The 12976-nt window shown below is 40.6% G+C and carries 11 protein-coding genes; 10 read left to right on the top strand and 1 reads right to left on the bottom strand.

What is annotated here, in order from left to right:
• Positions 1 to 843, top strand: coding sequence for a carbohydrate ABC transporter permease (locus HOO54_RS14835; protein ID WP_216664910.1), 843 nt, complete (start codon positions 1 to 3; stop codon positions 841 to 843).
• 221 nt (positions 844 to 1064) lie between these two features.
• On the opposite strand, the gene HOO54_RS14830 is transcribed toward HOO54_RS14835, so the two are convergent.
• On the bottom strand, positions 1065 to 3209 hold the full coding sequence (locus HOO54_RS14830; RefSeq protein WP_375335840.1) for an alpha-galactosidase: 2145 nt from the start codon (positions 3207 to 3209) through the stop codon (positions 1065 to 1067).
• 414 nt (positions 3210 to 3623) lie between these two features.
• On the opposite strand from HOO54_RS14830, the gene HOO54_RS14825 reads away from it, so the two are divergent.
• The 9 genes from HOO54_RS14825 (at position 3624) to mltG (ending at position 12946) form a co-directional block, all read left to right on the top strand.
• Positions 3624 to 4598 carry a glycoside hydrolase family 113 gene (locus tag HOO54_RS14825; protein WP_253907686.1) on the top strand — a complete coding sequence of 325 codons (975 nt, stop codon included), beginning with the start codon at positions 3624 to 3626 and terminating at the stop codon, positions 4596 to 4598.
• A gap of 2 nt (positions 4599 to 4600) precedes the next feature.
• Complete coding sequence (locus tag HOO54_RS14820; RefSeq protein ID WP_172296591.1) at positions 4601 to 5563, top strand: acetylxylan esterase; 963 nt, start codon at positions 4601 to 4603, stop codon at positions 5561 to 5563.
• Positions 5564 to 5602: 39 nt separating this feature from the next.
• Positions 5603 to 6508, top strand: coding sequence for an ROK family protein (locus tag HOO54_RS14815; protein ID WP_172296589.1), 906 nt, complete (start codon positions 5603 to 5605; stop codon positions 6506 to 6508).
• Positions 6509 to 6580: 72 nt separating this feature from the next.
• Positions 6581 to 7657 (top strand): AI-2E family transporter, encoded by a 1077-nt coding sequence (locus HOO54_RS14810; RefSeq protein ID WP_172296587.1) that lies wholly within the window; start codon positions 6581 to 6583, stop codon positions 7655 to 7657.
• Positions 7658 to 7990: 333 nt separating this feature from the next.
• Entirely contained in the window at positions 7991 to 10627 is a 2637-nt protein-coding gene (alaS, locus tag HOO54_RS14805; RefSeq protein WP_172296585.1) for an alanine--tRNA ligase, read from the top strand.
• A gap of 82 nt (positions 10628 to 10709) precedes the next feature.
• Positions 10710 to 10976: an IreB family regulatory phosphoprotein gene (locus HOO54_RS14800; RefSeq protein ID WP_172296583.1), complete on the top strand. Its 267-nt coding sequence runs from the start codon at positions 10710 to 10712 to the stop codon at positions 10974 to 10976.
• 2 nt (positions 10977 to 10978) lie between these two features.
• Positions 10979 to 11395 carry a Holliday junction resolvase RuvX gene (gene ruvX, locus HOO54_RS14795; RefSeq protein WP_172296581.1) on the top strand — a complete coding sequence of 139 codons (417 nt, stop codon included), beginning with the start codon at positions 10979 to 10981 and terminating at the stop codon, positions 11393 to 11395.
• A gap of 12 nt (positions 11396 to 11407) precedes the next feature.
• Complete coding sequence (locus HOO54_RS14790; protein WP_172296579.1) at positions 11408 to 11689, top strand: DUF1292 domain-containing protein; 282 nt, start codon at positions 11408 to 11410, stop codon at positions 11687 to 11689.
• 168 nt (positions 11690 to 11857) lie between these two features.
• A complete protein-coding gene (gene mltG / locus HOO54_RS14785; protein ID WP_172296577.1) occupies positions 11858 to 12946 on the top strand; it encodes an endolytic transglycosylase MltG in 1089 nt (362 codons plus the stop codon).
• The last annotated feature ends 30 nt before the right edge of the window (positions 12947 to 12976 follow it).

Here is a 12976-nt window from a genome sequence, read left to right as displayed (position 1 = left end):
ATGGTTGCCAAACTTAGGGTGTTTTCTAGTACAGGTTCCATTTTTAAATATTTGTCACTGCTTGTAGGCGGATTGTTGGCTTTGCTGCCGATCCTTGTCGTCTTTTTTGCATCTTTTAAAACAAGCAGTGAGTACGCATCCACAGGACCATTGACACCCCCGAGCAATTGGCTTAACTTTGATAACTATGCTCGTGCATTTGTAGAAGGGAAAATGCTGTTGGGGTTTATGAATACAATCATTATTTTGGTTGTGTCGATTGTAGGGGCGACATTGCTTGGATCAATGATTGCGTTTGTCCTGCACCGTTTCCAGTTTAAAGGTCAAAAGTTGCTTATGGGTGCATTTTTACTGGCGGCTTTAATTCCCGGTGTTACGACACAAGTAGCCACTTTTCAAATTATTAATGAACTAGGCTTGTTTAATACACGTCTAGCAGCCATTATCTTATACTTAGGAACGGATATTATTGCAGTCTATATCTTTCTGCAAATTTTAGATTCGATTCCGGTTTCACTAGATGAATCAGCTATGCTTGATGGTGCATCATATTGGCAGATTTATTGGAAAATCGTCTTGCCGCTATTAAAACCAGCAATTGTTACTGTTATTATTGTAAAAGGTGTTGCTGTTTACAATGATTTTTATACTCCGTTTTTATATATGCCGAAAACAGATCTTCAAGTCATTTCAACCGCCCTTTTTAAGTTTAAAGGGCCGTATGGAGCTCAGTGGGAAGTCATCTCTGCTGGCGTCATGATTGCCATCATCCCTACAGCCATTGCTTTTACCGCCTTGCAAAAATATATTTATAATGGCTTTTCTCAAGGATCTGTTAAATAGAGTAAAAGACCACTTAACATATACTAGACGGCTTTAGCCCTGTATTTCACCGGGCTAAAGCCGTTTTGCATTAAATCTGTTGAAGGTGCTCGGACTTATCATGTTTTAGCCCTTTCACGTCTCGGCTGTGCGATTTAAACGAAGCTCGGATTTATAGAACATGTCTTTCCATAAAAAACCCCCTAAGGCAAACAACCTACCTTAGGGGGTTTTAAAAAAATTTATGATAAAAAGAAGGATGCACTCACGAAATCACCATGTAATGATGGTAATGGAAGCCCTGCTTCGTGGAGATTATTCCCGCTAAAAGATTCTCCAGTCTGTTCAATTTTGTATTGTTTATCTGGTCGAAGACCTTTTAAACGAAGCCGTTTAGGCACATAATGGTTTTTTGCTAAAGTTCGAAAATAAAAAACGGCAGCTTGTTGTTGATCTTGGGAAACAAACATCCATGCCGTTTCATTGCCTGCAAAAGGGCTTTTTAAGCGGTAAAAATCGCCCTTTTGTATGAGTGGTCTTATTTTCTTATAGCGAAGAATTTGTTTCTTTACTATGTCTTTTTCTTCATCATTAAATTGACGCACATCCATCTCATACCCGAACGTTCCCATCATAGCGACATCTCCCCTAGTTTTAAGCGGGGTGGATCTGCCTACTTGATGGTTTGGGACAGTTGAAACATGTGCACCGATTGAATTTGGTGGATAGACTAGGCTTAGCCCATACTGGATTTTTTGACGGCAAACAGCATCTGTGTTGTCGCTTGCCCATGTTTGAGGCATATAGTAGAGCATCCCCGGATCAAACCGTCCTCCACCGCTTGCGCAGCTTTCAAACAAAATATGGGGGAACTCGAGTGTTAACGTTTCCAATAGCTCATAAAGACCGAGCATATATCTATGACTGATTTCTTTCTGTTGATCAGCTGGCCATGCGGGTGAGCCGATTTCGGTCATGTTTCGGTTCATGTCCCATTTCACATATGAAATGGGTGCTTTTCTGAACAAGGTGCTTAACTGTTCATATAAATATGTTCTAACATCTTGGCGTGATAGATCAAGAACGAGCTGTGTTCGCACCAGTGTGCGTCGGCGCCCTTTTACATGCAGACACCAGTCGGGGTGGTTTCGGTATAGATTGCTATCATGTGACACCATTTCAGGTTCAACCCAAAGACCAAACTGCATACCTAAGCGTTGAACGCGATCTGCTAAGTCTTTCAGGCCTTTTGGGAGCTTTGTTGGATTTTCAACCCAATCACCGAGCGATGTTTTATCATCATTTCGTTCTCCAAACCAACCATCATCGAGCACAAATAGTTCTATACCAAGTTCTGCACCTGCTTTGGCAATCAATTCAATTATTTCAGCATTAAAGTCGAAATAAGTTGCTTCCCAATTATTAACAAGCACAGACCGCTTTTTCTCCCGAAACATACCTCGTACAAGCCTTGTTCGATACAAGTGATGAAAAGTTCTGGACATCCCGCCAAGCCCGTCAGGTGAATAAACGAGTACTGCTTCTGGGGTTTGAAAGGTATGGTTTGGCTTGAGCTTCCATTCAAAGTCAAATGAATTGAGTCCGATGTTAACACGTGTTTGATCAAATTGATCCACTTCTGCCTCCGCCTGAAAATTTCCGCTGTAGACAAGGTTCAATCCATAGACATCACCATAATCTTCTGTTGCCTCAGGTTTGAGTAAAGTGATAAACGGATTATGTTGATGACTGCTAGCACCGCGGCGGCTATCTACTGAAATGGTTCCGTGTGCAAGGTTTCTGCGCTCAATATTGCCTTCCCGCGTCCATGTGCCAAAAAGATGGATAAGATCATACTGGTCATCATGAAAGTCAATACTTGCGCTTAAGGCACGTTCTAAGTATACCGTACTTTGACCATGGTGAATAAAATGGGCTGAGCGGGTAATCACGTTTAGATCGGTAAAGGCCGTATATGACAGTACAACGGACACTCCAGAATATGTATCAGCCAATTCGATTTCAAGTGTATCGGCTTCATCGCTATTTTCGACATAGACGGCGGGGAGGCCTTGTAATTTTTCTTTTCCTTTTACTAAACGATAGGATTTGTAGACAAGTTCTGTGATGCGGCTCCCATCGGCTAGACGTATTTGGTAAGCAGGTGAGCGAAAATCACCTGAGCCATACTGCGGATACTCTAAAGGGAGTCTGTCAATTCCATCTGACTGGCGAGGACTGAAAAGTGAAGTGAGAGAAGAGGTATCATCTAGTTTTCTCCCCCAGTAAACATGGGCTGGGAAACCGCTTACAATTTGCAGGATATAACTTGACTCGCCAGCCTGAAGATGAAACAGTTTTTCGGCATCATGAGTATAAATAGGCAATTCGATCATTCCTTTCCACATGAATTCATTTTCATTATAAAAGAATTAGAAAACTGTGTATATAAAATTACTTAATTTTATTTTATGAAAAATTATTGAATTAAGTTATCGATTAGTTTAAGATAAAATAAACATTTGTTTGGGGGTGTTGGGATGTCGATCACTTTATTGATCGCGGCAGCATCACTAAACTAAGTAGGGACGGCATGAGCTAGATTCGACCGGAACAAGTATGTCCGAATGATAGCGGAAAAATGAAAGGGATAGCGTGAAATACAGTTGGGAACCGATTGTTGGAAAACTCACATTGATCATGTTCTGCAAAATAAGAGAAGGTCTATTGGGCAAGGCAATTATTAATTGTACGATCTTTTCATGCGGCAGACCGGTAAGGCTCACATGGAGAGAGTATAAATGGAGATGGGTACTATCAATGATGAAAGGGTGAGCGGATTGGATACTATTAAAGGGTTTACATACGGATGGTTAAGTGGAAGAGGAAAATTGCTCACAGAAAAAGCTAAGATATCACTTCGTTTAATGAAAGAACGTACATATAGCACGCATGTTGTGATTGCACTTGCTGCACAACAAGATACAGCTCAATCAACAAAAATAGATTTTACAGGATATCACTTCCCATCTGATGACGAATTAATAGAATGGATTTCTTATGCACAGTCCCTAGGGCTTCGTGTCATCATGAAACCGACTGTCAATGTGAGAGATGGAACTTGGCGTGCTCATATCAATTTTTTTGACATCGATGTCCCCTGTGAACCGAAGTGGGGGGATTGGTTTGCATCTTATACAGACTATCAGCTTCATTATGCACGTATTGCTGAGAAAACAGGCTGTGATATGCATATCGTTGGCTGTGAAATGGTACAGTCAGAGCGACGTGAACATGATTGGCGGCGGCTGATTTCAAGCATTAAGCAAGTTTACAGTGGTTTGGTTTCTTATAACACAGATAAGTATCAAGAAGGAAATGTGAAATGGTGGGATGCGGTCGATGTTATTTCATCCAGTGGCTATTACCCCATTCATGACTGGGAGCGTCAGCTGAATCGGATTGAAAAGATCATAACCCCTTTTAAAAAACCATTTTTCTTTGCTGAAGCTGGTTGTCCGTCAAGATCTGGTTCATCTCTTATACCGAATGACTGGTTACATCAAGGACAGACCAATACTAAGGAACAGGCTGAATTTTATCAAGAAATGTTTAAAACAACTCACAAACGCCCATGGGTTAAAGGCTTCGGTCTTTGGGACTGGAGAACAGAACTTTATCAAGAAGACGAAGCCCATCTTGATGATGGCTATGACGTATATGGAAAACCGGCTGAAAAGGTGATTGCCGAATTTTATCAAGCAGGAGGGAACTAGTTGTGCATATTGATATGCCGCTTGAACAATTAAAAAAATACATGGGGAAAAGCATAAAGCCAGATAACTTTGATATATATTGGGAAAAGGGAATTCGCGAGGTGCGAAATTTATCGACAGAATATGAATTGATACCTGCTTCAATAACATCTGATGTTGCCGATTGTTATCATCTTTATTTTACCGGAACAGGTAATGCAACAATTCATGCTAAATTCGTTCGCCCCAAACAAGTAACACCGGACTCTCCAGGGCTTGTCATGTTTCACGGGTATTCCGTTGACAGCGGTGACTGGCTTGATAAGCTTCCATATGCGGCACAAGGAATTACGGTACTTGCGATGGATTGCCGTGGCCAAGGGGGAGATTCAGAAGATACGCTTACCATTAAAGGACCGACTTTGCGCGGTCATGTGATTCGAGGTATTGAAGACCCGAATCCAAATCAGCTCTATTATCGACACGTCTTTCTCGATACAGTGCAGTCTGTCAGGGTGTTACAGTCAATGGAGCATATCCATGCAAGCCGAATTGGTGCCTGTGGAGCATCTCAGGGCGGGGGGCTTGCACTAGCATGCGCAGCTCTTGTCCCGGAAATAAAGGAAGTTGCAGCTGTGTACCCGTTTTTAAGTGATTACAGACGTGTGTGGGAAGATATGGACATTCAACAATCAGCTTATGAAGAAATAGCTGCTTATTTTAGAACGCGTGATCCAAATCATGATCATGAAGAAGAAGTATTTCAGAGACTTGGATTTATTGATATTCAACATCTCACACCACGTATTAAAGGACATGTTTGGTGGGCGTTAGCAATGAAAGATATGATTTGTCCACCTTCTACACAATTTGCAGCTTACAATAAAATATCTGCATCAAAAGAAATGCTTCTGTTTCATGAATATGGACATGAGCACTTACCAGGTGCAGCGGACCTGATGTTTCAACAGATGAGCCGCTTATAATACTGGCAAGAAAAATGAATCTAATGGGGGTAACACACAATGACTTATGCAGTAATTGATCTTGGCGGTACATCGATTAAATATTCAATAATGGATGATAACGGAACGATGCTTCATTCTGGCTCAACACCAACCCCAGTTCAAGGGAGTGGCGAGACATTTTCTGCTTTAAGAACAATTGTTCAAACGTATCAAACAGAATATGATATTCAAGGGATCGCACTTAGCATTCCAGGGGCAGTTGACTGCGAAACTGGCTATGTCTATTTCGCTGGAGCAGTTAAGGATATTGAACATCACTCCGTTAAAGAAGAACTTTCAGATCTCAAGCTTCCTATAGAGCTTGATAATGATGCTAATTGTGCCGCTGCTGCTGAAAAATGGAAAGGGAATGCACGTGGATGCCAGAACTTTGTTTGCTTAACAGTTGGAACCGGTATTGGAGGCGGTATTTTTATAAATGGTGAAATGGTTCGTGGACGAAATGGATTAGCCGGTGAATTTGGGTTAATGACACTTCAGTTCGATGATCGGCTTCATACGGTCGTTGATCGTTACTCATTTAGCAATCTCGCTTCAGCGCGCTCTTTGACAGAAAACTTTTACGATCAAACAAAGCAAAGAGTGAACGGAATTGAATTGTTTGAGTTGGCGGCTCAAGGGGATGCTGATGCGCAAACGGCAATCGAGTCTTTTTACAATGCTCTTGCAGTGGGGGCAGTCAATATCATTCATGCATTGGCACCAGAAAAGATCCTGATCGGTGGGGGGATTAGTGCTCAGACCAGTGTTATAGATGAAGTGGTACAGCGGGTCAGGCAGATTTGGCCAGAAGCCGTACAAACGACAGAGATTGATAGATGTTTTTTTGAAAACGAAGCGGGAAAAGTTGGTGCATTGTGTCACTATATGAAACAGCAACAAACAGAGGATGATCAAGATTAATCGGTTAAAAAGAAAAAAATAGAGCAAAATAATACCTCATATTCCTCAAAACATATAGAGGAGGTGAGGGTGATGCTTCAAAAGCCGGTTCAGCTATTATTATGGGTGGCGATTTGTTTACTGGTTCTTTTAACAGTATACGTATTTATGATGCTTGATCTATTATGGTCACCGTTCTGGCTTATCATTAAATCAATTTTTATCCCTTTGATCATCTCTATTTTTATATCTTATTTATTGCTTCCGATTACGGAGTGGTTGCATGGAAAAGGTCTCCCCAGAACATTGAGTATTCTCATTATCTATATTCTTTTTTTCGGGGGAGTGGGCTGGGCTTTATATAAAGGAATACCGATTATCATGAAACAGTTAACAGACCTGTCTGAAGGTATTCCGATTTTTGCAGCATCATATGAAAGAATGTTGGACGGGCTTCATCATCACACAGATGGCTGGCCTGATGGGATGCATAACAGAGTTGATAAGTTTGTCAATCAAATGGAAGAATTCATCGCAAATTGGGTAGAGCACGCAATTAAAAGTATCCGTTATGTTTTGGATTATCTATTGATTGCCATCGTCATCCCATTCTTGGTTTTTTACATGGTAAAGGATATTGAAACAATGAAAAAAGCGGTCTGGTATTTGACACCCCCTTCATGGAGGAAAAAAGGCGGTGAATTCATTCGGGATGTAGATGATTCTCTCGGTGATTACATAAGAGGACAACTGTTTGTGTGTATGGCTATTGGTCTTGGAGCGAGCCTGTCTTTCTGGTTTTTTGACATTCCATATCCGCTTATTTTAGGTCTTATTATAGGCGCAACAAATGTCATCCCGTATTTTGGACCTGTTATTGGGGCAATCCCAGCTGTGATGATTGCCGCAGCCTTATCAACAAAACTGGTCTTGATCGTCGTGATAACCATTTTAATTTTGCAATTTATTGAAGGCAATATTCTCGGTCCGTTTGTTGTTGGAAAAAGTCTTCACATGCATCCTATCGTGATCATGCTGGGGCTGATTGCAGGCAGTGAACTGGCTGGTATTAGCGGGATGATTCTCGCAGTCCCGGTAATGGCGGTATTAAAAGTAACAGTCATCCATTTTTTAGTTGCAAGAAAAAAGCTTAATTGTGTTGAAGATTGACATTACTGTATTCGTTGTCTATAATTTCTGAGAATAGACATATACGTATCTCGATTGATGGATCCGAGTATACTGAAGCCCTGCTTTTAGAGAAAAGCTCCATTAGCGCTGAAAGAGCTTAAGCAGACGGTCAGTAGAAGCTAATCCTGAGTGCAGGCGAAATCCTGCCGTTTTTATCCGGCGTTATTCGGATTTTAAGGTGATGGGCAACGTGTCTTTTGTCCATAATCAGGGTGGTACCGCGAGAGAAGCTCTCGTCCCTGTGTAAACGCATGTTTGCATAGGGCGGGAGCTTTTTTATATTGCTGTGATCATATAAAGGAGGAAAAACAAGTGAAGACATTAACATCCGCAGAAGTGCGTCAAATGTTTTTAGATTTTTTTACAGAGAAAGGACATGCTGTAGAACCGAGTGCTTCACTCATCCCGCATGAAGATCCGTCTCTGCTTTGGATTAACAGCGGGGTCGCAACATTAAAAAAATATTTTGATGGCCGCATCGTCCCGGAAAATCCACGGATTTGTAATGCGCAAAAATCGATTCGAACAAATGATATCGAAAATGTTGGAAAAACAGCGCGCCATCATACGTTTTTTGAGATGCTTGGAAATTTTTCAATCGGCGATTATTTTAAAGAAGAAGCGATTGAGTGGGCATGGGAGTTTTTAACAGATGAAAAATGGATTGGTTTTGATCCAGAACGCCTATCTGTGACAGTCCATCCCGAAGATGATGAAGCTTACGAAATGTGGGCGAAGAAAATCGGTATTCCAGAAGAACGTATTATTAGGCTGGAAGGGAATTTTTGGGATATCGGCGAAGGTCCAAGCGGTCCGAATACAGAAATCTTCTATGACCGTGGTGAGGCTTATGGAAATGATCTTGCTGATCCTGAACTTTATCCTGGTGGAGAAAATGAAAGATATCTTGAAGTTTGGAATCTCGTTTTTTCTGAATTTAATCACAATCCTGATGGATCATACACTCCACTACCAAAGAAAAACATTGATACCGGGATGGGTCTTGAACGAATGGTTTCTGTTATTCAAGATGCCCAAACCAATTATGATACCGATTTGTTTATGCCGATTATTGAAGCAACTGAATCGATTTCTGGAGAAAAATACGGAATATCCAAAGAAAAGGATACCGCTTTTAAAGTTGTCGCCGACCATATTCGCACGGTTGCTTTTGCAGTAGGTGATGGAGCCCTTCCGTCTAATGAGGGTCGCGGATATGTGATCAGAAGACTCCTGCGCCGGGCTGTCCGCTATGCTAAAACAATCAATATTCATCGCCCGTTTATGTATGAGCTTGTTCCAGTTGTGGCTGAGATTATGGCGGCATTCTACTCTGAGGTGAAAGGAAAAGCTGAATTTATTGCTAAAGTCATTAAAACAGAAGAAGAACGTTTCCATGAGACCCTTAATGAGGGGTTGGCGATTCTCTCTGAAGTCATTCAAAAAGAGCGAGCTAAAGGAAGCAGCATCATTTCTGGTGCTGATATTTTTAAACTTTATGATACGTATGGATTCCCTGTCGAATTGACTGAAGAATATGCTGAAGATGAAGGCATGCAAGTCGATCATGCCGGTTTTGAACATGAAATGACAAAGCAGCGTGATCGAGCTCGTCAAGCTCGTCAAGATATTAGAAGCATGCAAATTCAAGGCGGTGTTCTCCGTGATCTAACGATTGAAAGTGAATTTGTCGGTTATGCAACACTTCAATCTGACACGAAAGTTGCTGCAGTTCTTCAAAATGGAGAACTTGTTGAAGATGTTCACGAAGGGAACACAGTTCAACTTATTTTAGAAAAGACTCCGTTTTATGCTGAAAGCGGCGGTCAAATTGGTGATAAAGGTTGGATAAAAAGCGAAGAAGTCATGGTTCGCATCACAGATGTTAAAAAAGCACCGAACGGACAACATCTCCATGAAGGGATTGTTGAAAGTGGAACCATTGCAAAAGGGATGCAAGTAGCAGCAGAAGTGACAGAACGTCTTAGACAGGATATTGTCAAAAACCATACAGCGACACACCTGTTGCACCAAGCTTTAAAAGATGTGTTAGGCACACATGTGAACCAAGCGGGGTCACTTGTGTCAGACAGCCGTCTTCGTTTTGATTTCTCTCATTTCGGGCAGGTAACAAAAGAAGAATTGGAACTCATTGAAACAAAAGTCAACGAAAAAATTTGGGAATCAATTCCAGTCGAAATTGATTTGAAACCGATTGATGAAGCAAAGGCACTCGGTGCAATGGCTTTGTTCGGAGAAAAATATGGAGACATCGTTCGTGTTGTCAAAGCAGGAGATTACAGTATTGAACTATGTGGAGGATGCCATGTGAAAAACACGGCTGAAATCGGACTGTTCAAAATGATTTCTGAATCAGGTATAGGTGCAGGTACCCGTCGGATTGAGGCTGTTACTGGCAAAGGAGCTTATCAGGAAATGAGTTCCAAACTTGAACTGCTTGAGGATGCAGCAAACATGTTGAAAACGAATCTGAAAGAAGTTCCCAAACGGATTGAAGCATTACAAGCTGATTTGAAAAATGTGCAAAGAGAAAACGAATCCTTGCTAAGTAAGCTCGGCAATAAAGAAGCTGGTGAAATCTTGGCAAAGGTAAAAGATATAAATGGTATTCACTTGCTTGCAGAAAAAGTAAATGCGAAGGATATGAATCATCTTCGTACAATGGTTGATGAACTGAAGGTCAAGTTAGGTTCTGGTATTATTGTCCTTGGAGCTGTTCATAATGAAAAAGTGAATATTTCTGCAGGAGTTACAAAAGATTTAATAGAAAGAGGTTTTCATGCAGGAAAACTTGTTAAACAAGTTGCCGAAGCTTGCGGCGGCGGTGGTGGCGGTCGTCCTGATATGGCGCAGGCAGGAGGGAAACAGCCTGAAAAGCTGGAAGAAGCTTTATCTTCTGCTGAAGAATGGGTGAAATCCGTTTTATAATCAGTCAAACTAGTGTAGAATGGTGATAGGAAGAATCCAGGCTAAAAGTTTGCCTGTGAATTTGGGAAAGAGGTGCAAAACGGTGAGCTCATTTGATAAGACAATGAAATTTAACTTTTCCGATGATTCAATGGAAACAAATGTGAATGAAGTGCTAATTATCGTTCATGATGCACTTCAGGAAAAAGGCTACAACCCGATTAACCAAATTGTCGGATACTTACTATCAGGTGATCCCGCTTATATTCCAAGGCATCGAGATGCACGTAATTTAATACGGAAAATTGAAAGAGACGAAATAATCGAGGAATTGGTTAAATCGTATTTAGAACAGCATAAAGAGGCGTAAACATGCGAATATTAGGTCTTGATTTAGGTTCAAAAACGCTCGGTGTGGCAATGAGCGATGAAATGGGTTGGACAGCACAGGGAATCGAAACCGTTAAAATCGATGAAGCCAGTGGCGACTACGGGCTGAACCGTCTTACTCAATTAACGGAAGACTATACAATTGACAAAATTGTACTCGGGTTTCCTAAAAATATGAACGGTTCAATCGGTCCGCGGGGTGAAGCCAGCCAAAAATTTGCGGAGCTCTTGGAAAACACGTTTCACATTCCTGTTGTCCTTTGGGACGAGCGCCTGTCAACAATGGCAGCTGAAAAGATGCTGATCTCAGCTGATGTAAGCAGACAAAAACGAAAAAAAGTGATTGACAAAATGGCAGCTGTCATGATCCTTCAAGGGTATCTTGACAGCCTAAACTAACGAGGTGAAGAAATGGAACACGGAGAAAAAAATATTACGATTGTAGATGATAAAGGGAATGAACAGCTTTGTGAGGTGCTGTTTACGTTTGACAGTGATCAGTTTGATAAATCATATGTCTTATATTATCCGGTTGAGGCACAAGAAGACGAAGAAATTGAGATCCATGCTTCAAGCTTTGTTCCGAACGAAGACGGTGAAGACGGTGAATTAATGCCGGTTGAAACAGATGAAGAATGGGAATTAATCGAAGAGACGCTCAATACGTTTTTAGCCGATGAGGAAGACGAATAAAATAAAAACTGCACCCCAACAATTTGGTGGTGCATTTTTTTTTATGAGAAAAAAAGTGATTGTCTATATTCCAAAAAACCCATATTAAAAGAAAAGAGCTTTAAGAAATCTTTTGTAAATAATTGCAGAATCATGTAGTATATAGCTTGGAAGGAGAGGAAAAACTACATGTTTGCAGATCAATCTAAAAAAAAGCCACGAAAAAATAAACTGAAGCTTTGGATAGCTGTGGTGGCACTGCTCTTCATTGTTATCGCAGGTGGCTTATCCTTTTACGTGAAATCGGCACTTGAACCTGTCGATCAAAATAATAAAAAAGCTATAAATGTTTATATTAAAGAGGGTTCATCGCTTTCAAAAATTGCTGCCAAATTAAAGGAGCAACATTTAATTAAAAATGAAAAAGTATTTATTTTTTATGCAAAGTATAAACATGCATCAAGGTTTCAAGCTGGAAACTTTCAGCTCAACCAAGCGATGGAACCAACTGAAATCATTGACAAACTGACAAACGCTTCAAATGTACCTGCTTTTAAACTTGTGATTCCAGAGGGGAAACAGCTTAGTCAAATTGCTGAAATTATCGCCAAACAGACCCATTACTCCGAACAAGAAGTGATGAAAAAGCTTGATAATAAACAATTTATCAGCAAATTAAAGCATAAGTATCCGAATCTGATCACAGGAGAAATTTTAGCTAAAAAAGTGAAACATCCTTTAGAGGGATATCTCTATCCAGCAACATACCCGTTTCATGATCCAAATACGACATTAGAAACGATAATTGAAACGATGATTAAACCAACTGCTCATCTGGCAGACAAATATAAATCACAAATGAAACACAAAAAACTGTCTGTGCATAAAACACTAACAATGGCTTCACTGATTGAAGAAGAAGCAACTGAAAAAGTGGACAGGCACAAGATTGCGAGTGTGTTTTATAATCGTTTGCGTAAAAAAATGCCACTGCAAACCGATCCGACAGTTTTATATGCAATGGGAAAACATAAAAGCCGTGTCGTTTATAAGGATCTTAAAGTAGATTCCCCTTATAATACGTACAAAAACGCAGGAATTCCACCGGGACCGATTTCTAATGCTGGAGAAACAGCCTGGGAAGCCGCTTTAAATCCTGATAAAACGGATTATATCTATTTCCTTGCTAAGAAAGATGGAGAAGTTGTTTTTACAAAAACATTTAAAGAGCATAGTAAAGCTAAAAGAAAATATATCACCAACAATAAAAATCATTAGCTGCTAAGGAGAGTAAAAAATACTCTCCTT

Source organism: Bacillus sp. WMMC1349 (genome assembly GCF_013155385.1).
Taxonomy (GTDB): domain Bacteria; phylum Bacillota; class Bacilli; order Bacillales; family Bacillaceae; genus Bacillus.
Note: the sequence above shows the minus strand (reverse complement) of the source record. Positions and strands in the feature narration are given on the sequence as shown.